26 protein-coding genes are annotated in these 24,248 nt (G+C 46.6%); 25 read left to right on the top strand and 1 reads right to left on the bottom strand.

Annotated features, from left to right (window positions below; genetic code table 11):
- Positions 1 to 66 precede the first annotated feature (66 nt).
- The 20 genes from MHI48_RS11715 (at position 67) to MHI48_RS11810 (ending at position 19,683) form a co-directional block, all read left to right on the top strand.
- Positions 67 to 237, top strand: a complete 171-nt coding sequence (locus MHI48_RS11715) for a hypothetical protein (RefSeq protein ID WP_405144762.1) — start codon at positions 67 to 69, stop codon at positions 235 to 237.
- Between the two features lie 155 nt (positions 238 to 392).
- On the top strand, positions 393 to 884 hold the full coding sequence (locus tag MHI48_RS11720) for a YajQ family cyclic di-GMP-binding protein (protein ID WP_047842512.1): 492 nt from the start codon (positions 393 to 395) through the stop codon (positions 882 to 884).
- Between the two features lie 322 nt (positions 885 to 1,206).
- Complete coding sequence (gene pgsA, locus MHI48_RS11725; protein ID WP_017689114.1) at positions 1,207 to 1,794, top strand: CDP-diacylglycerol--glycerol-3-phosphate 3-phosphatidyltransferase; 588 nt, start codon at positions 1,207 to 1,209, stop codon at positions 1,792 to 1,794.
- 107 nt (positions 1,795 to 1,901) lie between these two features.
- Positions 1,902 to 3,158, top strand: a complete 1,257-nt coding sequence (locus MHI48_RS11730; protein WP_405144011.1) for a competence/damage-inducible protein A — start codon at positions 1,902 to 1,904, stop codon at positions 3,156 to 3,158.
- A gap of 242 nt (positions 3,159 to 3,400) precedes the next feature.
- Positions 3,401 to 4,465, top strand: coding sequence for a recombinase RecA (recA, locus tag MHI48_RS11735; RefSeq protein ID WP_036609261.1), 1,065 nt, complete (start codon positions 3,401 to 3,403; stop codon positions 4,463 to 4,465).
- 282 nt (positions 4,466 to 4,747) lie between these two features.
- On the top strand, positions 4,748 to 5,485 hold the full coding sequence (locus MHI48_RS11740) for a regulatory protein RecX (RefSeq protein ID WP_074094594.1): 738 nt from the start codon (positions 4,748 to 4,750) through the stop codon (positions 5,483 to 5,485).
- A 310-nt stretch (positions 5,486 to 5,795) separates the two neighbouring features.
- Positions 5,796 to 7,337, top strand: a complete 1,542-nt coding sequence (rny, locus tag MHI48_RS11745) for a ribonuclease Y (protein WP_339169623.1) — start codon at positions 5,796 to 5,798, stop codon at positions 7,335 to 7,337.
- A gap of 154 nt (positions 7,338 to 7,491) precedes the next feature.
- On the top strand, positions 7,492 to 8,286 hold the full coding sequence (locus MHI48_RS11750; RefSeq protein ID WP_036609256.1) for a TIGR00282 family metallophosphoesterase: 795 nt from the start codon (positions 7,492 to 7,494) through the stop codon (positions 8,284 to 8,286).
- Between the two features lie 117 nt (positions 8,287 to 8,403).
- Entirely contained in the window at positions 8,404 to 8,664 is a 261-nt protein-coding gene (locus tag MHI48_RS11755; RefSeq protein ID WP_007430104.1) for a stage V sporulation protein S, read from the top strand.
- Between the two features lie 85 nt (positions 8,665 to 8,749).
- The gene (locus MHI48_RS11760) at positions 8,750 to 9,751 is read left to right on the top strand and encodes a dipeptidase (RefSeq protein WP_340032691.1); all 1,002 of its coding nucleotides are present in this window, start codon (positions 8,750 to 8,752) and stop codon (positions 9,749 to 9,751) included.
- A gap of 193 nt (positions 9,752 to 9,944) precedes the next feature.
- Entirely contained in the window at positions 9,945 to 10,517 is a 573-nt protein-coding gene (gene pduL / locus MHI48_RS11765; protein WP_017689107.1) for a phosphate propanoyltransferase, read from the top strand.
- 312 nt (positions 10,518 to 10,829) lie between these two features.
- Positions 10,830 to 12,386 (top strand): tRNA (N6-isopentenyl adenosine(37)-C2)-methylthiotransferase MiaB, encoded by a 1,557-nt coding sequence (miaB, locus tag MHI48_RS11770; protein ID WP_036609253.1) that lies wholly within the window; start codon positions 10,830 to 10,832, stop codon positions 12,384 to 12,386.
- 302 nt (positions 12,387 to 12,688) lie between these two features.
- Positions 12,689 to 13,102 carry a RicAFT regulatory complex protein RicA family protein gene (locus MHI48_RS11775; RefSeq protein WP_197997748.1) on the top strand — a complete coding sequence of 138 codons (414 nt, stop codon included), beginning with the start codon at positions 12,689 to 12,691 and terminating at the stop codon, positions 13,100 to 13,102.
- Positions 13,103 to 13,311: 209 nt separating this feature from the next.
- Positions 13,312 to 13,716: a PaaI family thioesterase gene (locus MHI48_RS11780; RefSeq protein ID WP_036609249.1), complete on the top strand. Its 405-nt coding sequence runs from the start codon at positions 13,312 to 13,314 to the stop codon at positions 13,714 to 13,716.
- Positions 13,717 to 13,794: 78 nt separating this feature from the next.
- Positions 13,795 to 14,598, top strand: a complete 804-nt coding sequence (locus MHI48_RS11785; protein ID WP_036609248.1) for an NUDIX domain-containing protein — start codon at positions 13,795 to 13,797, stop codon at positions 14,596 to 14,598.
- A 67-nt stretch (positions 14,599 to 14,665) separates the two neighbouring features.
- Positions 14,666 to 15,223, top strand: a complete 558-nt coding sequence (locus MHI48_RS11790) for a cysteine hydrolase family protein (protein ID WP_036609245.1) — start codon at positions 14,666 to 14,668, stop codon at positions 15,221 to 15,223.
- Between the two features lie 197 nt (positions 15,224 to 15,420).
- The gene (locus MHI48_RS11795; protein ID WP_405144016.1) at positions 15,421 to 16,875 is read left to right on the top strand and encodes a nicotinate phosphoribosyltransferase; all 1,455 of its coding nucleotides are present in this window, start codon (positions 15,421 to 15,423) and stop codon (positions 16,873 to 16,875) included.
- Positions 16,876 to 17,273: 398 nt separating this feature from the next.
- Positions 17,274 to 17,924, top strand: a complete 651-nt coding sequence (locus MHI48_RS11800; RefSeq protein WP_405144018.1) for a hypothetical protein — start codon at positions 17,274 to 17,276, stop codon at positions 17,922 to 17,924.
- A 110-nt stretch (positions 17,925 to 18,034) separates the two neighbouring features.
- Positions 18,035 to 19,054, top strand: coding sequence for an oxidoreductase (locus MHI48_RS11805; RefSeq protein WP_405144020.1), 1,020 nt, complete (start codon positions 18,035 to 18,037; stop codon positions 19,052 to 19,054).
- A gap of 74 nt (positions 19,055 to 19,128) precedes the next feature.
- Positions 19,129 to 19,683 (top strand): hypothetical protein, encoded by a 555-nt coding sequence (locus MHI48_RS11810; RefSeq protein ID WP_405144022.1) that lies wholly within the window; start codon positions 19,129 to 19,131, stop codon positions 19,681 to 19,683.
- 75 nt (positions 19,684 to 19,758) lie between these two features.
- Here MHI48_RS11810 and MHI48_RS11815 read toward each other — a convergent pair whose 3' ends face one another.
- A complete protein-coding gene (locus tag MHI48_RS11815; RefSeq protein WP_036609234.1) occupies positions 19,759 to 20,277 on the bottom strand; it encodes a molybdenum cofactor biosynthesis protein B in 519 nt (172 codons plus the stop codon).
- Positions 20,278 to 20,448: 171 nt separating this feature from the next.
- Between MHI48_RS11815 and MHI48_RS11820 the strand changes: the two genes are divergently transcribed.
- The 5 genes from MHI48_RS11820 (at position 20,449) to argS (ending at position 24,243) form a co-directional block, all read left to right on the top strand.
- On the top strand, positions 20,449 to 21,567 hold the full coding sequence (locus MHI48_RS11820; RefSeq protein WP_405144024.1) for a CobW family GTP-binding protein: 1,119 nt from the start codon (positions 20,449 to 20,451) through the stop codon (positions 21,565 to 21,567).
- A 73-nt stretch (positions 21,568 to 21,640) separates the two neighbouring features.
- A complete protein-coding gene (locus tag MHI48_RS11825; protein ID WP_036609230.1) occupies positions 21,641 to 21,976 on the top strand; it encodes a four-helix bundle copper-binding protein in 336 nt (111 codons plus the stop codon).
- Positions 21,977 to 22,098: 122 nt separating this feature from the next.
- Positions 22,099 to 22,233, top strand: a complete 135-nt coding sequence (locus MHI48_RS11830; protein ID WP_256704105.1) for a hypothetical protein — start codon at positions 22,099 to 22,101, stop codon at positions 22,231 to 22,233.
- Between the two features lie 5 nt (positions 22,234 to 22,238).
- A complete protein-coding gene (locus MHI48_RS11835) occupies positions 22,239 to 22,406 on the top strand; it encodes a hypothetical protein (RefSeq protein ID WP_165790056.1) in 168 nt (55 codons plus the stop codon).
- A 106-nt stretch (positions 22,407 to 22,512) separates the two neighbouring features.
- Entirely contained in the window at positions 22,513 to 24,243 is a 1,731-nt protein-coding gene (argS, locus tag MHI48_RS11840) for an arginine--tRNA ligase (protein ID WP_405144027.1), read from the top strand.
- Positions 24,244 to 24,248 lie beyond the last annotated feature (5 nt).

Raw genomic sequence — 24,248 nt, forward strand, 5'->3', positions numbered from 1 at the left:
CGGGTCAACTGCAGGAGACAATAATCGTGTCTTAACTTGCAGTTAACTTTTGGTGAAGTGAGGTGGATGGCTGTGACAGTCAGCTGGATCGTAATAGGTTTAGGGATCATTGTCAGCCTCCTGGGTTATTACCTGACTCCAAGTGCTTGGGGTTACGGAATATTGGGTTTTGGACTTGCACATGTACTTTTGGGTGTGCTCGATATGTTCAGACAGCCCAACCGTAGCCGCTATTAGGTTGGAAGCTAAACCAGCAAGCATTTTTGGCAGCCACTTGAAGTGGAAGCCAAAAATGCTTTTTTCTTTGTGTAAAACAGCTTGAAATTAGACTTTTGCTTAAGGTATCCTCTATAATGTTACAGAACATACGATTAACTGAAAGGGTGACTGGTTTGAGCTCAGAAAATTCATTTGATATCGTGTCCAAAATGGACTTGCAAGAACTGACAAATGCCGTTACACAAACCGAGAAAGAAATTGGCGCTCGTTATGACTTCAAGGGCAGCAAGAGTAGCCTGAAACTGGATAAGGATGCGTTAACGATCGTATCTGATGATGAAACCAAACTCAAGGCTGTCATTGACGTGCTTCAATCCAAAATGGCGAAGCGTGGTCTACCATTGAAAAACATTGATTACGCAAAGGTAGAGCCAGCGTCTTCTGGTACAGTCCGCCAGCGTTTGAATTTTAAACAGGGGATTGATCAGGACATCGCCAAGAAAATCAATATCCTGATTCGGGATTCCAAGATGAAGGTGAAGAGTCAGATTCAGGGAGATCAACTTCGGGTAACTGGTAAGAGTAAAAATGATTTGCAAGCTGTCATGCAGTTGCTAAATGGTGCTAACCTGCCTCTGGATTTGCAATATACAAATTTCAAGTAATAAGGCCTTTTTGTAGCAAAAGTGTTTTTTGACACGGTATTGGGCGTATATTATACTAAGTGTGCATTGCTGGCAGTCAAGCATCAAGTCCAGTCCTCATCGTTTGCTGACTTTGTGAAAAGCAGTACATCTTCTGGAAGTCACCGGAACGTTTAAAGCGTTTTGCTTTTGAGCGGTTGACTTTATTTTTTGCGTTTCTACATAGTGGGATCATGTTAATATGGATGATTGACATTGAAACTGTACATTTCATGTTCCGGATGATGATAACGGGATTATGATGATTGTTTGGAGTAATGGAGGATATGAGGGAGGGCGTCTTGTGAATTTACCCAACCGGATTACGCTTGCACGAATTTGCTTAATCCCTTTTTTGATGGTGTTCCTGCTCGTGGATTTTCCATTTTATCCAGAGCCGTTGCAGCTTGGAAGCTTGTCGCTTCCGTATAATCAACTGATTGCTGCTGTTATTTTTATCATCGCCGCAAGCACAGATGGAATTGACGGATACCTTGCGCGGAAAAATAACATGGTTACCAATCTGGGGAAACTGCTCGATCCACTCGCAGACAAGTTGCTGGTTACTGCAGTTTTGATCTCGCTTGTGGAGATGGGCAAGCTGGATTCCTGGATTGCAGTTGTGATTATTAGTCGTGAATTCGCAGTTACCGGCTTGCGTCAAATTGCTTTGCTGGATGGGTCGGTTGTTGCCGCCAGTGCTTGGGGCAAGCTGAAGACTGTAGTGCAGATTGTGGCGATTGTGCTGTTGCTGTTGAACAATTTCCCGTTTTCATACACGGGTATTCACGTTGATATTATCGCGGTATGGGCAGCAGCGCTTATTACCATCTGGTCGGGTATCGATTACTTTATCAAAAACAAAAACCTGCTTCATTTAACAAAAGCATAATGGTTTGTTCTTAAATGGGTAATCATGAAGGAAGCATTGGGTCAGGGGCAATAGGAAATTATCCTATTGCCCTTTGATCACTCACCACGTGTACAGGAGGATGCTCAATGAAGGCAGAAATCATTGCAGTTGGCACAGAGCTACTGCTTGGACAAATCGTCAATACCAATGCCAGATACCTATCCCGTGAATTGGCTGCGATGGGGATCGATGTATATTTCCAAACGGTGGTTGGGGATAACCTGAACCGACTTAGTGAAGCTATTCGTATTGCGCAGAGCCGTGCAGACGTTATTTTATTTTCCGGTGGCATCGGACCTACACAAGATGATCTGACCAAGGATGCGCTCGCAGCTGTTCTTAACCGGAACCTGCATACAGATCGAATGGCAATGGACAAAATTGAGAGCTTTTTCAGAGATCGTAATGTGGATATGACAGAGAATAACCGACGTCAGGCGATCGTTATTGATGGCGGAACACCTCTGGCCAATGAAACGGGCCTTGCGGCAGGAAATGCGATTTCTGACAATGACAAATATTATGTTGTGATGCCTGGACCACCTAAAGAGTTGATTCCAATGTTTGAACAGGAAGTCAAACCTTGGCTGTTCCAGCATGTACTCACAGAAGAGATGCCGATCTATTCCCGAATGCTCAAATTCGCAGGTATTGGTGAATCTGCTCTGGAAGATCGACTTCTGGATCTGATTGACGCGCAGACAGACCCTACGATTGCTCCTTACGCGAGCGAAGGCGAAGTTACGGTACGTGTCTCCACAAAGGCTGCGAGTGAGGGAGAGGCGAAGCTGAAGCTGGATGCGATGGAGGTTCAGATTCGGGAACGTTTGACAGAACATCTCTACGCGAACGAGGATGTGCCTATAGAGTACACGATTGTAACTATGATGTCTGACATGGGGCTGACGCTCAGCGCTGCTGAGAGCTGTACAGGAGGGCTTGTCATGCAGAGTCTGACCTCTGTACCCGGAAGTGCATCAATGCTCAAAGGTGGTATTGTTTGTTACTCCAATGAAATTAAAGAAAAGCTGCTGAATGTGCCTCATGATTATCTGGAGGGTGAAGATGCACCTGGGGCGGTAAGTCCTGAGGTTGCAAAAGTGCTTGCTGAGCAGATCCGCATGATTGGCGATGCTGATTTTGGCTTGGCTGTTACCGGTGTAGCTGGACCGGGATATTCGGAACGCAAGCCACCCGGACTTGTCTTCATCGCTCTTGCAGAACGTGGAAAAGAGACGGAAATCCATGAGCTGCGTATTAATGGTAATCGCGAGACGGTTCGCATTCGTTCAGCCAAAGCAATTCTATATCGCTTATGGCAAAAACTTGTGGCGATGGATTGATTAGTTAATAGCTTCGATTGCATTTACAGTTCCAAGCAAGTATAATTAAGGAAGACGGAAGAACCGTAGAATTAGGCTTTACAGCCTTGTTTACGGTTCTTTTTTCTGTTTAATGGAAAGTTTCCTTGAGGAAGAGGCGCCTCGGCCTTTACAAAAAAACGAATGTATGTTCGAAAAAAAGCTTGGCAAACGTGTTAAAACAAGGTATCATTATCTTATAAACAGTAAAGGGTGTGAGCTTATTGTCAGACCGTCGTGCCGCGCTTGATATGGCGCTCCGTCAAATAGAGAAGCAATTTGGTAAAGGATCCATCATGAAACTGGGTGAGTCCACTCATATGAATGTGGAAATTATTCCCAGTGGTTCCTTGGCTTTGGATATTGCATTAGGAACAGGCGGCTTGCCTAAAGGCCGTATTGTTGAAATATATGGACCTGAATCCTCTGGTAAAACAACCGTAGCATTGCATGCTATCGCTGAAGTACAAAGAGCGGGTGGACAAGCTGCATTTATCGATGCCGAGCATGCTCTTGACCCACAGTACGCAAGTAAACTTGGTGTTAATATTGATGAATTGCTTCTGTCTCAGCCAGATACGGGTGAGCAAGGGCTGGAAATTGCAGAAGCTCTTGTACGCAGTGGTGCAGTAGATATCGTCGTTATTGACTCTGTAGCCGCATTGGTTCCAAAAGCAGAGATTGAAGGCGAAATGGGCGATTCACACGTTGGTTTGCAAGCGCGTTTGATGTCTCAGGCGCTGCGTAAACTGTCTGGTGCAATCAGCAAATCCAAAACAATCGCAATCTTCATTAACCAGCTTCGTGAGAAAGTCGGCGTTATGTTTGGTAACCCGGAAACAACACCTGGTGGTCGTGCTCTGAAGTTTTATTCCACAGTACGTCTGGATGTGCGTCGTATTGAGAGTATCAAATCAGGCAATGACATGATTGGTAACCGTACTCGTATTAAAGTTGTGAAAAACAAAGTGGCACCTCCGTTTAAACAAGCGGAAGTAGATATCATGTATGGCGAGGGTATCTCGAGAGAAGGCAGTATCATTGACATTGGTACAGAGCTGGACATCGTTAATAAAAGTGGTGCATGGTATTCCTACGAAGGCGAGCGTTTAGGACAAGGTCGTGAGAACGCAAAGCAGTTCATGAAAGAGCATAAAGATATTGCTGACATCATTGAACAAAAAATTCGTGTAGCCAGTAATTTGGTTACTGCAGTCCCTGCGCCAACGAGTGAAGAGCAACAAAAAGAAGCAGCAGAAGAACAAGAACTGTTTGAAATCAACGAGTAATCTCTCAAAACCTCCCTTGTAGGGAGGACTCTGAGGGTGTTCCCCACTGGACTCCGTAAACTTATCTGATTGAGCTTGGATCAATCTGGATAATGGATTGTAGTGGGAGTACTCGTGCTGTCTAACAGCCCCTGTCCCAATGGACAGGGGCTGTTAGCACGCTAACTGTGGAGTAAAGGCCGGGCAGAGTTCCCGGTCTTTTGTATTATTGGTGTTCTTTGTCTTATGTGAAGGTGTGTTTGGCGTAGTCAGAATGAAAATGTTATGAAAGGGGAGACCAGAATGGATCAACATGACGAGGATTTATATGAAGAAGCAGAACAGGATGGCCTATCCCAATTTCCGGACAACGAAGAACTTATTATTACACGTGTAGAACGAACGAAGAGCAGGCAAGCTCGTTATCGAATCACTTTTGGCATCCACTCCATTACGGTTCTTGAAGATGTGATGATTAAATACAGGATGACTCAAGGTAATACGTTTATGAAGAAGGATCTGGAAGATATCATTCTAGCTGACGAGCGACAGCGGACGTATGCACAGTCTCTGCGCTTTTTGGAGCATAAACCGCGCACACGCCATGAATTAAGTCAGAAACTTCGTCAGAAGGAGTTTGCTGCACCTTTGATTGAAGAGGCGCTGGATCGGCTTGAGCGGGAGAACCTGGTGGATGACGATCTATTTGCGAAGGAATGGACAAGACAGCGTATGGAGGGCAAGCGGAAGGGAAAACTGTGGATAAGGCAAGAGCTGCGTCAAAAGGGCATTGCCAATGATCTCATTGTTGAGGCACTAGAAGGGATTAGTACAGATGCGGAATTTGAGACTGCTTTGAGTGCCGGACGAAAAAAATGGAATCAGGTCAAAGGGGACGTCAAAGAGAAGAAAAATAAAACGCTTCCCTTCCTAATGAGACGTGGTTTTTCAATGGATATGGTGCGCCGGGTCGTGAATTGTTTAATTGAAGAAGATGAGGCTGGGGACCCTGAAGATGACGAAGCGTTGTTATGGGATTAGCAGACTAGAGTCTCTATACTGCATTCTCTTGACAATTTCTTTCGTCAAATACTAAAATGGACATGAGTCTGTAAGAAATGGACAACCCTTTTTCCTTCCAAAAAAGCGGTTTCGGTTTCTTAAGATTTATACCATTCTTAATTATGGGTTCGCTGGAAACAGTGAATAGTACGTGGAAACATGTACATGTGAAATGAAAATCGGCGGGGGATCGCCGTGAGTATTCGTTATTCCCAAACATATGTAAGGTTTGAAAACTGCAAATTAACCCAAGGAATGCCTTGGAGGAACCAACGAGGAGGTGAACAGTATGGAACCTGCAATCATGATCGCTCTCGTTGTGGCCGCGCTAATCATTGGGTTCGGAGTAGGGTATTTTATTCGCAAATCTCTTGCAGAGGCTAAAATCTCTAGTGCGGAACAAGCTGCCGTACAAATCGTGGAGAACGCGAAGAAAGAGGCAGAGGCACTGAAGAAAGAAACGGTGCTGGAAGCGAAGGATGAAATCCATCGCATTCGTGCTGAAGCTGAAAAAGACACTCGTGAACGTCGGAATGAAATTCAACGACAAGAAAGACGATTGTTGCAAAAAGAAGAGTCGCTGGATAAAAAATTGGAATCACTCGAACGTAAAGAAGAGCAAGTGGCTAACAAAGAGAAACGAATTGATGAGACTCAGCAGCAGATCGAAATGATTTACAAAAACCAGGTGACAGAGTTGGAACGTATATCCAACCTCACCATGGAAGACGCACGCAGTATCATACTGTCCAACGTAGAACAGGAAGTTCGTCATGAGACGGCTCAAATGATCAAGGACATTGAACAACAAGCGAAGGAAGAAGCGGACAAAAAGTCCCGCGAGATTATTACACTCGCCATCCAACGCTGTGCGGCTGACCACGTAGCGGAAACAACGGTATCTGTTGTTACCCTGCCAAATGAAGAAATGAAAGGCCGGATTATCGGTCGTGAAGGACGTAACATCCGTGCGCTTGAAACCCTTACAGGGATTGACCTCATTATCGATGATACGCCAGAAGCTGTTATTCTGTCGGGCTTTGACCCGATTCGCCGTGAAATCGCCCGTACTGCCCTGGAGAAACTGGTGGCTGATGGACGTATTCACCCGGCACGGATTGAAGAGATGGTTGAGAAATCCCGCAAAGAAGTGGATGAGCGCATCCGTGAATACGGTGAGCAAGCTACCTTTGAAGTGGGCGTGCATGGTCTGCATCCGGATCTGATCAAAATTTTGGGCCGGTTGAAGTTCCGTACAAGTTACGGTCAGAACGTCTTGAAACATTCCATGGAAGTCGCTTATCTGGCTGGACTGATGGCTGGCGAACTGGGAGAAGACGTAACTCTGGCAAGACGTGCAGGTCTATTGCATGACATCGGTAAAGCGCTGGATCACGAAGTGGAAGGATCACACGTCGAAATTGGCGTGGAACTGGCGAAGAAATACAAAGAACATCCGGTTGTAATCAACAGTATCGCGTCCCATCACGGAGATTGCGAAGCGACTTCGGTCATTGCCATGTTGGTTGGCGCAGCAGATGCGCTCTCCGCAGCAAGACCAGGCGCACGCCGCGAAACGCTGGAAACGTATATCAAACGACTGGAGAAGCTGGAAGAAATCTCAGAGTCCTTCGAAGGTGTCGAGAAATCGTACGCCATTCAGGCCGGACGCGAAGTTCGCGTTATGGTACAGCCTGAGAAGATCGATGATGCTGAAGCCTTCCGCTTAGCCCGTGACATCACGAAGATGATTGAGAATGAACTCGACTATCCGGGTCACATCAAAGTCACCGTCATCCGGGAAACCCGTGCGGTTGAATACGCAAAATAGAGCATTACGGAAAAGTGGCCGCAGTAGTGGGCCACTTTTCCTGTTGATAGCCTGTTAAAAGGCAACTACACATTATGGAGCATGAGATAGAGTCCTGCAAAGGTTCAACATTTGAAGTAAGAGGACTTTGCAGGAATTGAGGAGGCAGTAATCAATGAAAGTTTTGTTTATTGGTGACATTGTAGGTAACGTGGGACGTAAGGCATTAAAGGAAAATTTACCGTACCTGAAATCAAAGTATAAGCCACATGTGGTGATTGTGAATGGTGAAAATGCGGCAGCAGGTCGTGGCATTACCGGTGCAATCGCAAATGAGTTTTTCAACTGGGGTGTACATGGTATTACACTTGGTAATCATACTTGGGACAATAAGGATATTTTTGATTTTATAGATGATGAGCCCCGCATGATTCGTCCAGCGAACTTTCCACCAGGCACACCAGGACGAGGGTACACGGTTGTCAAAGGCGAAGGGAAAGAGCTAGCGATTGTCAATCTTCAAGGAAGAACGTTCCTGCCTGCTCTGGATTGTCCATTCCGTGTAGCTGATGAAATTGTAGATGAGCTACGCCAAGACCATAAATGTATTTTAGTTGATATGCATGCTGAAGCAACGTCAGAAAAGATTGCCATGGGATGGCACCTGGATGGACGTGCGTCTCTCGTTGTAGGTACACATACCCATGTACAGAGTAATGATGATCGGATTTTGCCTGGAGGAACAGCTTACTTGACGGATGCGGGCATGGTAGGACCTCGTGACGGCATATTGGGTATGGAGCGTGAGGCCGTGCTGCGTAAGTTCTACACCCAGCTACCTGTACGTTTCGTTGTAGATGATGGCAAATGGCACTTCCACGGTGTTTTTGTTGAAATTGATGAAGCCACAGGTGCGGCAACACGCATCGAAAAAATTCGTCTGACGGAGGACGAGTGGCGCATGGAATAGGGGTATTGTCCCAATTTGCAGGGAAACCCGTCTAAAAAGAAGGAATTTTTTTGCCTCCCGCGAATAACATCTAGTAAGTGGAAACAAACTTTCAACATTCCCAGGGAGGTACTTACCATGGATGTATTAAAAGTTTCAGCAAAGTCCAATCCTAATTCTGTAGCCGGCGCTCTTGCAGGGGTTCTTCGTGAACGTGGAAATGCTGAACTGCAGGCAATTGGAGCGGGAGCACTGAACCAAGCCATTAAAGCGGTAGCGATAGCCCGGGGATTTGTAGCACCAAGCGGAGTTGACCTGATTTGTATTCCAGCTTTTACAGACATTGTGATCGACGGCGAGGACCGAACGGCCATTAAGCTGATTGTGGAGCCCAGATAATACATGCAGTATGCATTGAACCTGTTTACGATGTAGACAGGTTTTTTTGCGTTTTTTTGCAATCACATATTGAGGAGGGTTTAAGATGTCCATGTCTGATTGGCGTGTAGCTGATTTTCACTGTGATGCACTGAGCAAAATTTTGATGCAGCCTGCCCTTTCATTTGAAAATGCTCCACAACTGGATGTGAACTTGCAACGTTTGAAAGAGGGGAATGTAGGATTGCAGGCGTTCGCCATCTATTTACCCGAAGTACTTGGCAGAGGCAAGTTTGAACATGTGATGGGGCAGTTGGAGATTTATCGTAGACGTGTGGAGAGAAGTCAGGAGCGGCCTGGCGGCACACAGACGTTGTTATGGCGTGAACAGGTGGCTCAGGTGGGGCAAACAGGGGGGCCGTGGGGATTAATCACACTGGAGGGTGTGGATGGCCTGGAGGGCAACCTGTTCTATCTGGAGTTATGTTATCAGATGGGCGTTCGAATTATTGGACTAACGTGGAATTATGCCAATTGGGCGGCTGACGGAGTAATGGAGAAGCGTGGAGCAGGTCTGAGCGAGAAGGGGAAGGAACTGGTGCGCCAGTGTAATGAAATCGGAATGCTGCTCGACGTGTCACATCTGACAGAGAAAGGTTTCTGGGAACTGGCTGACTTGAGTAAACGTCCTTTTATCGCCTCCCACTCCAACAGTTACAGTGTATGTCCCCATGTGCGTAATCTGAAAGACGATCAGATTCAGGCTATCATTGCCCGGAAAGGGCGGATTGGACTGACGTTTGTACCCTGGTTTGTAAAGCAGGAGGGTGAGGTACGTATAGAAGATCTGCTGCCTCATATTGAGCAATTCTGTTCTCTCGGCGGGCAGCATCACCTGATGATGGGGTCTGATTTTGATGGAATTTCAACGTATATTCAGAGACTTGAACATTCAGGACATTATCCGAGACTGACGGAAATCCTGCTCAAGCATTATGATGAACATCTGGTTCGTGGCTGGTTGTGGGGGAATGCGATGAGTTATCTGGGGGAACACTTGCCAGAGAGCAAACCGAAGATGCAGATGAAGGGGAATTCCATGAAATAGTGAACTGGTGTGTGCGTTGAATGGGTTGAATTGAAACTTGTTTTCCAAATAAAGGAGGGGAATGATGGTGAAATAAGTGTATTTCATGAATTTTCACCAGTTCGTTTTCATTTCACTCCAAAAAGGGGTATAATACCATTGGATTGTTAAGAGCCTGAGTACAGGCCATAGATAAACAAGGAGTGAATTTACAATGAGTAAAACAGTACCTGTGGGCGTATCTGCCCGTCACATTCATGTATCCCAAGAGCACGTTGAAATTTTGTTTGGCAAAGGTTATGAACTGACTGAATTTAAACCTCTGTCCCAGCCTGGCCAATACGCTGCTAACGAAACTGTAGCGGTAATTGGTTCGAAAGGACAGTTTGATAAAGTGCGTATCCTTGGACCTGTTCGCCCTGAAACGCAACTGGAGATCTCCATGACAGATTCATTTGCGATTGGTGTTAAAGCACCTGTACGTGAATCTGGAAGCATTGAAGGTACACCAGGAATCACAATTAAAGGTCCTGCTGGCGAAGTTACGATTGATAAAGGTGTTATCGTTGCTGCTCGTCACATTCACTTCCATACTTCTGATGCTGCTAAATGGGGTATCGAGGACAAACAAATGTTGAAAGTTCGTCTGGGTGGAGATCGCGGTCTTGTACTGGAAAATGTACTGGCTCGTGTATCCGATTCTTTTGCACTGGACATGCATATTGATACTGATGAAGCTAACGCTGCTGGCGCTCGTAATGGCGACACTGCTGAAATCATCGATTAATTACATGTAATAGCTTCAGCCCCCAATTATGGCGGTCTGAATAACATTTAAACCTGAGCACAGCCAACAGGGGCCGGTTAATTCCAGCCCTGATGGCAAGGCTCAGGTTTTTGTGTTTTCTGAGTGTTCTTCTGAGCATGGCATGGTTCGGATTAGACGAAGGGACATGCGCTTTGGATGTGGAACTACAGCCCAATTCATGCTATAATTTGCTGTAATGCTCTTTTAATGTTCCAAGCAAGATTTTCATGTGGAACAGGGATGAATGAACGATTTTTTATTAATAGAGGCTGTAAGGAGTGACCGAAGGAAATGGCTAAAGACTCAAAAAAGGATTACTCCCAATATTTTGATTTCTCCGATGCCAAAGTAATTTCGCAAGATGAATTCAGCAAAAAGATAAGAATCCGGGGCCGTGAGATTAACATCAAATCGGAACCCAATCATCGTCAGGAGAAACAACGGGGCAAGGAAGACGTCCAGGTGCTTTACGAAAATGCCGTTCCCGATGAACTGAAAAACATAGGGAAAGGCAAACACTATATTGTATATACGTATGGATGTCAGATGAACGAGCATGACTCGGAGACCATCAAAGGACTGCTTGAGTCTATGGGATATCAGGCAACAGAGAATCGCAAAGAAGCTGATATTATTCTGCTCAATACGTGTGCCATACGAGAAAATGCGGAAGATAAAGTATTTGGTGAGCTTGGTCACCTCAAAACGCTGAAACTCGAACGTCCGGGATTGTTACTTGGCGTATGCGGGTGTATGTCTCAAGAAGAAGGCGTCGTCAACCGAATCATGCAGAAGCATGGATTTGTGGATATGATCTTTGGTACACATAACGTGCATCGACTGCCACATCTAATCCAGGAAGCGTTGTTCAGCAAAGAAATGGTTGTTGAGGTGTGGTCCAAGGAAGGCGACATCATTGAGAACCTGCCGAAGAAACGTGAGGGTATGCGCGGCTGGGTGAACATTATGTATGGCTGCGACAAGTTCTGTACATATTGCATCGTTCCGTTTACGCGGGGCAAAGAACGTAGCCGTCGTCCTGAAGATGTCATTGCCGAAGTACGTGATTTGGCACGACAAGGCTTTAAGGAGATCACGCTGCTTGGTCAAAATGTGAATGCGTACGGCAAGGACTTCACCGACCTGAACTACAGTTTTGGTGACTTGATGGATGCCATTCGCCAAATTGATATTCCGCGGGTACGTTTTACAACCAGTCACCCACGTGACTTTGATGACCACTTGATTGAAGTGCTGGCCAAGGGCGGAAATCTGGTGGAGCACATTCATCTTCCGGTGCAATCTGGCAGTTCAGAAGTACTCAAACGTATGAGCCGCAAGTATAACCGGGAACACTATCTGAAGCTGGCTGACAAAATTAAAAAGGCCATCCCGGATGTTGTGTTAACAACGGATATTATTGTTGGTTTTCCGGGGGAAACGGAAGAACAGTTTGAAGATACACTTTCCCTTGTCCGTGAAGTAGGGTATGATTTTGCCTATACCTTTATTTATTCCCCGCGTGAAGGTACACCGGCTGCAGTGATGGAAGACAACGTACCGATGGAAGTGAAGAAGGAACGTTTGAAGCGCTTGAACGAAACGATCAACGAATACAGCCACCGAAGCAATGAAGAGCAACGCGGCAAAATCGTTGAAGTGCTCGTTGAAGGCGAGAGCAAACGGAATTCCGAAGTTCTGGCAGGACGTACACGCAGCAACAAGCTGGTGCATTTTGAAGGACCTAAAGATTTGATCGGTACTTTCGTACAAGTGGAAATCACCGATCCGATGACTTTTTATATTCGGGGCAACCTGCTCTCCGAGCCGGTAGCTGCCAATCAGTAATACACACACACAAATAAGATGAATGATTTTTTGCACTTAGCGGGGTTACGCCGAGCGTAGCGAAGGTGACGGAATCGATTCTGTAGAAGCGAAGCGTTCGCCTTTGTCTCCGAATTTTAACCTTGAACAATCTTAATCGAAAAAATTCGGAGACAACAGCGATCAAAAGAACGATCCGACACCGCAGCGGTCACTCAGCAGTCGACTGAGCTTAATGCAACATTGAGTTTTCATCTTATATCATCTCATAGAATGGAGCGATTTCAGTGGCGCAGGAAGAAGTGCAGTACAACCATTATGGAATGCCAACCTACGATACGCGCAATCTGGTCATACGCGACGACATTATGGGAAAAGCCAAAGAATTGGCTGATATGCTCGGAACGAGTGAGGAAGTTAGACAGTTTCAACAGGCTGAAACCAAAATTCGGGATCATGAGCGCATCCAGCAGTTGATTGCAACGATCAAGAAAAAACAAAAAGAGATTGTTGCTTTTGAAAGCTTCAAAAATGTGGAGATGGTCAGCAAAATTGAACAGGAAATTGAAGATCTCCAAAGCGAACTGGACAGTATTCCATTGGTTACGGAATTCCAGCAGAGCCAGAGCGACATCAACTACTTGCTTCAACTAGTGATCTCTGTAATCCGGGATACGGTTTCTGAAAAAGTAAACGTGGAGGCTGGAACGGATTCACCTCCGACCAGTTGCGGTTAAATGACGGAAGGGTGCGGACGCTGTCCGCGCCTTTTTTGACATTACATAACCGTTAATGTGGAGTGGCTATCGCCAAGTACTCGGAATATAATTCCAAGCAAAGCTCCACGCTGTGGGGTTATTTTGTGTGGCGCGGCTGATTTTTAATGATAAAGGCACATGACATCAAGAGAGCTTGATACGTACAGTGAATAAAGGAGAAATGAATAATGAGTATTTTGGACAAAATGGTGGAAGACGGAGACGGACGATTCTGGGGATTTCTCGGCTGTCGTTATATTAAAGGAGACGGAAAAGAAGTACAGATTGCGTTGACAGCAGGCGAACATCATACCAACTCCATGGGGATTATTCATGGGGGTGTATTGACTTCACTGATGGACCAGGCGATGGGTATGGTTGCAACAGCAGCAATGGAAGTAGACGGCTGTGTGACAACAAATCTGAACGTACATTTTCTTGCACCAATGAAACAAGGGGAATTAACGGTGACAGCTACGGTACTGCATCAAGCAGGACGCAGTGTTACGACTCAATCGGAGGTTCGTGATGCATCGGGCACGTTGGGATGTATGGCTACGGCGACATTCCGCATAGCACGCCCGAGAACGTAACGCATGAATCCTGCGGTTGACAAAAGATATTATTATGTCATAATGAAATTATCAAAATGAAAATAGTCGGTGGTGCCCATGAGCGAAAACTACGAACACTTCAATGCAGAGAGCGACGAACAAGCAGCACGTGCTTATAGTTCCCAAAAATATCGTACCCCCGATGGTGTTCCTGCGGATATCGTTATGTTCACCTTAACCAAGCGGGAGCGCAAGACGGTGACGAAGACACTTCCCATTCGGGAACTGAAAGTGATGCTGATCAAGCGCAAAGGCTGGCCTTTTGCAGGTAGATGGGCATTACCCGGTGGATTTTGTCAGGAGAATGAATCCATCTACGGTGCAGCTAAGCGTGAGTTGATGGAAGAGACAGGTGTAGACGGTGGACATCTGGAATACTTGAATGTATACAGTCAGCCGGGTCGTGACCCGAGGGGCTGGATTATCTCACACGCATTTTTCGCGCTTGTAGAAGAATGGATGCTGGATCAACGCCAAGCGGCAGATGATGCTGAGGATGTTGGGTTGTTCACGATTCAGGAGGCGCTGCAAGAACTGGAACTGGCCTTTGATCACAGAACAATCATTGAAGATGCTTATCGACGTATTCAACAGCAGATGCTGGAAACGACGATTGCTCGTCAGTTCCTGCCACGTGATTTTACATTAAGTGAATTATATCAGGTTATTCAAAGTGTTGTACCGGATTTTGAAGAACCAAACTTCATTCGCAAGATTACGTCAACCCGCAGCCGTAAAGGCATTGTGGAAGAAGTAAGAGATGAAGAGGGGAACCTGGTGAGTTCCAACCAGTACTCGCAGCGTCCGGCGCAGTTATATCGTTTTACAGAACTCGTACCACGCCTGTCCATCTACACGTAATAAGGTGTAGATGTGTCAATCTGATTGAATCAGGATCAACCATTTCTGGGCTAAGGGAGTGTTGACGATGAAAGCACTGATTGTCATTGATTTTACGAAGGATTTTGTGACAGGTTCTTTGCCTGTAGGTCAGCCAGCAGTAGAGATCGAAGAGACGATTGCAGCTGTAACCGAGGCCTATTGTAAGAACAAACATGAGGTAATCATGGCTGTGGATCTGCACGAAGAGAATGATCCGTATCACCCGGAGACTGTACTTTTCCCACCTCATAACATCAGAAATACGGAGGGAAGACAGTTATATGGTCGTCTTGCCCAAGTGATGGAAGAACGGAAAACAGATATACAGTGGATGGATAAGACGAGATATAGTGCATTCTGTGGGACCGATCTGGAACTCAGACTGCGTGCACGTGGTATAACGGATATTGCACTGATTGGGGTATGCACGGATATTTGCATATTGCATACCGCAGTGGACGCTTACAATAAAGGTTTTCATATTACGGTATACGAAGATGCCGTTGCCAGCTTCAATCCGGCAGGGCATGAGTGGGCACTTGGACATTTTCGTTCCAGCCTTGGTGCTTCGGTGGTTAAGGCGAGCGAGACAGTCTTGGCTTAATTTACTCCATAGTCATGTTTGGTTGACTCCATGTTAGGAACCGGATGAATGTGGTGAATGGTGTATAGAGTTTTTTACGGGAGACTTGTTTGTTTAATACGGATGAACAGAATCATGAAGAATGAGTCTCCATATGTTAACCCGTGTTCACAGATGAAATCTGGGGGCACGAGCGGAAGTCAGAGAGGATGAGACAAATGCAGACAACTAGCCTGGCTTTACATACGGATAAATATCAGATCAATATGATGTACGCCCATTGGGTGAATGGTACTCACAAGCGGAAGGCGGTATTTGAAGCCTATTTCCGTAAACTTCCTTTTGGTAACGGATATGCGGTATTTGCCGGATTGGAACGTATAGTGAACTATATCAGCCAGCTTCGGTTTACGATGGACGACATCAAATTTTTATCCAAACAAGAGGAAAATTACGATCCGGTCTTTCTGGAAGAGTTGCTCCAGTTTTCATTTCAGGGGACGATTCATTCCATGAAGGAGGGTGCAATTGTTTTCCCTGACGAACCGCTCATTCGGGTAGAAGGCTCCATTATGGAGACTCAATTGGTGGAGACGGCGATACTTAACTTCATGAATTATCAGACGTTGATTGCAACTAAGGCTTCGCGGATCAAACAGGTAGCGCAGCAGGATACGTTGCTTGAATTCGGCACACGGCGAGCGCAGGAAGCGGATGCTGCCATCTGGGGCGCACGTGCCTCGTATGTAGCAGGCTTCGATGCAACGTCTAATATGCTGGCCGGAGAGCGCTTTGGAATCCCAACAGCAGGTACTCATGCCCATTCCTGGGTACAGAGCTTTATGAGCGAACAGGAGGCGTTTGACGTGTATGCCAAAGTGTTGCCTGATCAGGTTACACTGCTGGTTGATACCTTTGACACATTGAACAGTGGGGTACCTCACGCCATCAAAACAGCCAAGAAGTTGGAGAGCCAAGGCAAAAAGATGAATGCGATTCGTCTGGACAGTGGTGACCTAGCGTACTTGTCGATTCAGGCACGTCAGATGTTGGATGAGGCTGGCTTAGATTATGTGAAAATTGTTGCATCCAATGATTTGGATGAAAATACGATTTTCAACTTGAAGGCTCAAGGAGCACGGATTGATACATGGGGTGTTGGTACACAGTTGATTACCGCTTCTGACCAGCCATCTTTGGGTGGAGTGTACAAATTGGTGGAGCGTGAAGTGGACGGTGCCATGCTGCCTACGATTAAAATATCTGCCAATCCTGAAAAGGTGTCCACTCCAGGTAAAAAGGAAGTGTTCCGGATTATTGATCCGAAACATGGCAAGGCGATTGCAGATTATATCTGCTATTCAGAGGAAGAGCAGCCGCTACAGGGCGGACCGCTCAAGCTGTTCAACCCGCTACACCCTTACCTGAAAAAGACGGTTACCCGCTACGAAGCGGTGAATATGCTGGAGCCAATCTTTGTGAATGGACGTAAAGTGTATGAACTGCCTAATCTGGATGAGATTCGTGCGTATCACCGGGAACAGATGAACCTCTTCTGGCCTGAATACCAACGGAAGCTCAACCCGGAGATCTACCGTGTGAACATCAGCCCTGCGGCATGGAATATGAAGCAGAAGCTCATTGCGGAACATGTGAAATCCACAGAGGAATAATTCACATATAAGAATTACAGAGAGGCATAACCAGTGAGGTATACTGGCTTATGCCTTTTTGATGCCTATAAAATGTATACGTTCTTAGCGGAGTTGAACGATTCGATGATCGCAAGCAAAATTTCCGCTATACGCGGTCTGTCTTCTGTGAAAGTACGTCGATAGTTGATAGACGTTATTCTTATATGATCCTTATGGGATGGACCAGTGATGTAAGAAATCTCATGGACAGACTGCCAAGGTAGCAGGCTATACTGGATAATAGTCATCCCCAATTCAAGAGGTTGTAGGGGGAAAGCAGTAATTATTTCTCGGGAAAGCGCAGGAGCCGCCAAATTCTGCATCGCATTGTTTCAATCCCGTAGCTGTAGGGGATGAAAGTAAGAGGAGGTGCAGACATGAGATGGATATTAGGACTGGTCTGGATCGCTTTTATTGCCTATGCATTGTTGTTGGCACCGGGGCAGTCACCTGGAAGTGATCCGATATTCAAAGAACTGATCACCCTGCAAAGCAAAGAACCTTGGTTACTTACGGTGTTTTCGTGGTTAGGTATTTTCCCGGCAGTTTATGCCTGTATGCTGTTAAGAACATCTGCGAAAGAACGAGGCCGTGTTCCGGCTTGGCCGTTTGTCATACTTTCTTTCGGACTGGGTGCTTTTGCCCTGCTTCCCTATTATGCATGGTCATCATCCGCAAATAGAGCTTCGGGTTACGCAAGCTTGCATTTTGGTCGTCAGCGGGAGTCGGGAATTGGACGGGTAGCAGCCCACAAACTGACGCATGTAGTCCTTCTGCTGTTAACGCTGGGGGCAACATTCTATGCCGTGACGCAAGGTCATCCGGCTGTATATATGGAAGCATTCAATCAATCTGCCTTTGTACATATCATGACGATTGATTTTGTACTGCTGACCTTACTTTCCATGATTGCGATATACAGGGATACTAAAGTGAGTCGACGTTCAGCAGCTTGGACCGCGGCAGGCATCATCCCTATTGTGGGTCCACTAATCTATCTGTTGACGCTCAGGAGAGACAGAGTTTGATCATCAATATTTGAAGAATTCCACAGGTAAAAGGAGCCGTTAAGCTGAATGCGAACAATTCATGTGCTTAATGGAAAAATATATAAAATCCAAAAAAGGAGTGGCTATCGATGAAAAATCATTTTAACGCATATGTTGTCCGTAAAGAAGAACAGGGCGGAGTGAAAGCTGCTATAGAGCAACTGAAGAAGGAAGATCTGCCAAATGGAGATGTAACGGTACAGGTGCAGTACTCCAGTGTCAATTATAAAGACGGACTCGCTACCCTTGAGAAAGGCGGTGTCGTTCGTGAGTACCCGATGGTACCGGGAATTGATCTGGCAGGAACGGTAGAGGAGTCGGTCAGTGGACGTTTTGCACCAGGAGATCGGGTTATCAGTACAGGATTTGAACCTGGCGTATCCCATTACGGAGGGTACAGCGAGTATGCTCGTCTGCGCAGTGAATGGCTGGTGCCTCTGCCACCGGGTCTCAATGAGAAAGAAGCCATGGCAATTGGAACTGCAGGTTTTACGGCTGCACTTTCGGTAGATGCGCTGTTACAGGCTGGAGTGACACCGGAGATGGGCAAGATTCTGGTTACGGGTGCAACGGGTGGTGTTGGCAGTATGGCAGTTGCCATTCTGGCGAAACTTGGTTTTGAAGTAACAGCCAGCACAGGCAAGAAGGATCAGGAGGAGTCATTGCTCCGAAACTTGGGCGCCTCAGAGGTTATTACTCGTGAAGAAGCTGATGCTCCAGCTAAAGGAGCGATGGGGAAACAGCTATGGGCGGGAGTTGTTGATCCAACAGGAGGACCGGCTCTTGCGGAGCGATTGAAACAGATTCAATACGGAGGTGCCGTAGCGGTATCCGGGTTAACTGGAGGCACAGCTTTTGAATCCACGGTACTTCCGTTTATTTTGCGTGGCATCCAGCTTATTGGTATAGACTCTGTATATTGTCCGATGGAACGTCGGGAACGATTGTGGAAACTGCTCGGCGGAGAATGGAAACCGGAGCGCGCACTGGAACTGGGAATCCGGGAGATCTCTCTAGATCAATTGCCTCATACGCTGGAGACGATACTCCAAGGTGGTGCAGTAGGTCGTACGGTGGTCAATACGATATCAGATCTTCCATCCGCATAAGATTCTAAGTCCTTAGACATGCTAATTCTACCTGATTGGGTCACAGTACACGTGGCTGGAAAGGAAGGATTGGCATGTGGTTTGGTAGAAAAGGCCGAAGTCTGGTTGGAAGAACAATGAAGTCGGTACTTGTAAGTGGCGTGTTGATCACGAGTGTCTGGTCCCTGGTGGCTTGTTCGGCATCATCCATTGAACAGGAGCGGAAGGTCTACACCCGCGAAGCGACAGATGAAGGAAATGTGCGGGCACAGAGTCAAGGACACGGATTAAACGGTGAATTGGTGAGTGAGATCAGTAAGAGTTTTGAAGCAAAAGGCATTCAACTGATGAATAACATGTCTGCCGATGACGGCCATGGTGGGGTCTCTTATATGTATTTGTTGAATGGAAGTGGCAGACACATCGTGAAAGTCCATATTTTCAGTGATGCGACAACCCGGGCGGCCAGCATGAAACAAATGTATAGTGAGAATCGTGATGAGGCTGTCTTGGAGAATGCGCTTGGCCGAACAACGATTCGCAGCAAAGGGTACGTCTCACTCGTATATACAGCTTCCGGTGGGGAAAAGGACAAGTATGAACAGGATGTTATGCAGGTGTTCCAACATGTGCTGGGGCAACTAAGGTAAGAGAAGATGGGAGCACAGAAAACTTTCAATTCTTACCGTACAGCAGAAAATAAACCCGAAAACCCGTCTGATCTTTCAGACGGGTTTATATATTTCACGCATCACATGCCGCAGCTCGGGCAAAATGAGTTTTTCCATGGCCAATTTGACGGCTCCTTTGGAACCCGGCATGGAGAATACGGCTGTTCGTCCAATCGTTCCAGCGACGGCTCTGCTCAGGATGGCAGCGGAACCGATATCTTCGGTGTAGCTGAGAAAACGGAAGATCTCACCAAAGCCCGGGAGTTCCTTGTCGAGTAGTGAGGATACTGCTTCATAAGTTGTATCTCGGGGTGCAATCCCTGTTCCGCCGCTAAGTAACACGGCTTCAATATCATCACGAACAGCTGCATCTTGCAGGATGCTTCGAATGTTCTCCGTCTCATCGGGTGTGATGATGTATTCAACAATCTGATAACCCGCTTCATTCAAAAGCTGGTGCATGAGCTGGCCACTGGTATCGGTGTCTTTAGTTCGTGTGTCAGACACTGTAACAATCATGCACGATACCGTGTCAGGGGCTTCCTGGCGATGTTGTTCCACTGAATTAGTCATGAAACTTCCTCCTTCAATCAACATGTCCTCATAGCATAGACCATCCGTTAGAATCAGGCAATGTACTGGGGAAGAGTTGAACGTTATTGCACAACGAATGCGGGATGGTGTACACTCGCTAGATATAGATAGACTAGGTTACAAGAAGGACAATCAGAGAGGTGTATACGCATGAATGAAACGATTATAAAAGAACAATCCATACCTGTATATATACTGTCAGGTTTTTTGGGGAGTGGCAAAACAACACTGCTTGTTCAGTTGATCGAACATTGGCAACAGCAGGGTTTGCGTCCCGCAGTGGTTATGAATGAGTTAGGCGAAGTCAATCTGGATGGTCAGATTGTGGATTCCACCGTTCCGATGACAGAGATGTTAGGTGGATGCATCTGTTGTACCGTACGTGGTGACTTGGGATTGCAACTTGCCGATCTCGTTCAGGAGGAATCACCTGATGTTATCATCATTGAAGCAACTGGTGCGGCGAATCCAATGGAGATTCTGGATGCGGTAACGGAGACTTCACTTTACATACGGTTGGAACTGAAAAGTCTCATTACCGTTGTGGATGCAGCACATCTATCTGGTCTGTATCAGGAGCAGAAGGGGCAGACCTTCAAGCTAATGCAGGAGCAGATTCGTTGTGCGTCTGTGCTTCTCTTGAATAAAACGGATCGGGTGAGTGCACAGGAACTGCAAGATCTGGAGCAGCTTTTGGCAAAATGGAATGGCTTCGCACCTGTAATCCCTACGGTCAAATGTGAGGTGGAGATGGATCTGTTGCTTCGCAGCGGGGCAGACGTACACGTGCGTGATTCAGCTTCTGAAGCAGGTAAGCCGGCTCACCAAGAGCATCATGAGCATACGGAAGCTTGTGGTACACATGGCTGCAATCATGGACATGAGCATACAGATCATACAGTCCAAGGCGATGCTACGAATACTGACGCATCTCATAGCTATAGTCATGACCACGGTCACGAGCATTCTGCTCCTCATGCCTCACACGAACATGTTATGGTGTATACGCATTATTTCAGTCATCCGGTGAACAGTGAGGCGTTTGAACAATTTGTATCTGCTTTGCCACGGGATGTGTATCGAGCAAAAGGCATCTTATCGTTTAGTGACACGGCGAGCCGTTTCTGGTTCCAGTATGCCTACCGTGAATCGGATTACATGAAGATCACACCTCAGGGAGAGGTCCCTAATGTTGCTGTGTTTATAGGTGAACATTTTGACCAAACTGTCATTCGTGACCAATTACTGGAATTGGAAGCGATAAAGTAGGTTAGATGATTCAATATTCCTCCGAACTGGGTATTAAGATGCATAGCAAACTTTGCCTGGGAGGTAACTTTAAATGACACAACAACAATATCAACAATGTATCGATGCTTGCCTGGAGTGCATGAATGCATGCAACGTATGTTACATATCGAGTCTGAAAGAATATGATCTGGCGATGCTGCGTGATTGCATTCGTTTGAATCGGGAATGTGCGGAGATCTGCAGTTTTGCTGCACAAGCGATGACACGTGGAAGTGATTTCATTGCTGAAATATGTGAATTGTGTGTGAAAGCTTGTGAAGCTTGCGCCGCAGAGTGTGGCAAACACCACCATGATCACTGCCAAGCATGTGCAGAGGCTTGCCGCAGATGTGCAGAAGCTTGCCGGTTGATGGCAGCAGTGGCGTAAATATTATTTCACTGGAATATATAATTAAAACCGATAATGACCGTTGTCCCCTAAGGGAAGGCAGTGAACACAGGCATCTGAGACGATGTGCCTATGTGTTGCCTTTCAGTAGGGGATTTTTAATGCAGGTTGCCAAGTCTGATCGTGGTATGTATAATGATGGCAATGAATTGAAACGAAGAATATCAATGATCGGGAGAGTAGCCAGATCCATACATGACAGCGAGCCGGGAGAGGTGGAAGCCGGTATGACATGACCTGAGTGAACCGCACCCGTGAGATGGTTATCCGAAAAGATGTACGTATCCCGATTGGGGATAGGCCATATCTGTCTGAGGGTAACCCGGCTTGCGACCGTTATACGCATCGAGCGGAACAGGTTCTATTGGTATGCATGTTGATGCATATTAAGAGTAAGCTGTTCACCTAGAGTGGTACCGCGGGAACTGTTAAGTCAGCTCTCGTCTCTTATTTAGAGACGAGAGCTTTTTTGTGTTTATTTCCAGCCAATAATGAATGGATAAGGAGTGTTTGGGATGTTGATGAAGCAGGCTGCGGCCGATATTGCCCCTTTAACGGGATTGAATGAAGAAGAGGTTCTAAGATTACTGGAAGTCCCACCACAGGCGGAGATGGGTGATGCAGCATTCCCTTGTTTTGCATTAGCGAAGTCATTAAAAAAAGCACCGGCAGTCATTGCGACCGAGCTCGCAACGGGATTGCAGGCATCTGGAATTGAAGCGACTCCCGCCGGGCCGTATGTAAATATCCGTTTTAATCGGGAGAAGCTCGCGCCGAATCTGCTGAAAGAACTGGGGAATGCGGCATTTGGTAAGCTTCAGCTTGGTCAAGGTTCACGTGTTGTGATTGATATGTCTTCCCCTAACATCGCAAAACCCTTCGGAATTGGACATTTGCGTTCTACTGTAATCGGTGCAGCACTGTATCGGTTGTATAACGAAGCGGGTTATACCTCTGTAAGTGTGAATCATCTGGGAGACTGGGGAACCCAGTTTGGCAAGCAGATCGCAGCGTACAAACGGTGGGGCAATGATGAAGCGTTGCAGGCAGACCCGATCCGTACGTCACTGGAACTGTATGTGCGCTTCCACGATGAGGCGGAGAACGATCCTTCTCTGGAGATTGAGGCACGCGACTGGTTCCGCAAGCTGGAGCAAGGGGATGATGAAGCACAGCGGTTATGGGCGTTCTTTGTGGAAGTGAGCATGAAGGAATTCAACCGGATGTATGAACGTCTGAATGTGCAGTTCGACCATACGCTGGGGGAGAGCTTTTACAATGACAAGATGGGTGCAGTGGTTGAAGAACTGAAGGCAAAAGGTTTACTTGAAGAGAGTGATGGAGCACTCGTGGTACGTCTGGAAGATGAGAACATGCCCCCGTGCCTGATTATCAAAAAAGATGGAACAACAATCTATCCTACTCGGGATTTGGCTACGGCAGTCTATCGTCATGAGGTGATGAAGGCAGATCGGTTGTTATACGTGGTCGGAGGTGAGCAGAAGTTACATTTCCGGCAGGTATTTGCGGTCCTATCCCGGATGGGGCATGAATGGTCTGCGAAGTGTGAACATATCCCGTTTGGATTAATGCGTTTTGAGGGACGGAAAATGTCTACCCGTCGCGGTAAAGTCGTCTTTTTGCAGGAAGTGTTGGACGAGGCAGTCGCTCGTGCACTAAAGATTATTCAGGAGAAAAACCCGAATCTGGAGAACCCTCAGAAGGTGGCTGAGGCGGTCGGTGTAGGTGCCATTGTCTTCGGTGATCTGCGTAATAGTCGGTTAAACGATGTGGACTTCTCCTTGGAGGATGCGGTGAGTTTTGAAGGAGAGACCGGACCTTATGTGCAGTATACCCATGCCCGGATTCAAAGTGTGCTTGCCAAGGCAGAAGAGGCGATCCGCGTGGAAAATGAAAACCCTCTGCCTAACCCCAGCCTTGCGGATGGTGAGAATAACACAGTAACCACTCTATCCCCTATCGGAGATACCTCATGGGCATTGCTGAAACTGCTTGGTGATTATCCCGAGTATCTGGAAAAAGCAATTCATCGGAATGAGCCTTCGGTCATTGCCAAATATACAATAGATGTCGCTCAAGCGTTCAACCGCTTCTATCACGCCGAACGCATTGCGGATGCGTCATCTGATGTAAGATCCTTCAGGGTGGCATTGGCCAAACGGACTGCCGAACGCCTCGCGTACAGTTTACATTTGCTAGGTGTGCAAGCTCCAGAGCGGATGTGATCCCA

It is taken from the genome of Paenibacillus sp. FSL H7-0942 (assembly GCF_045040715.1).
Taxonomy (GTDB): domain Bacteria; phylum Bacillota; class Bacilli; order Paenibacillales; family Paenibacillaceae; genus Paenibacillus; species Paenibacillus amylolyticus.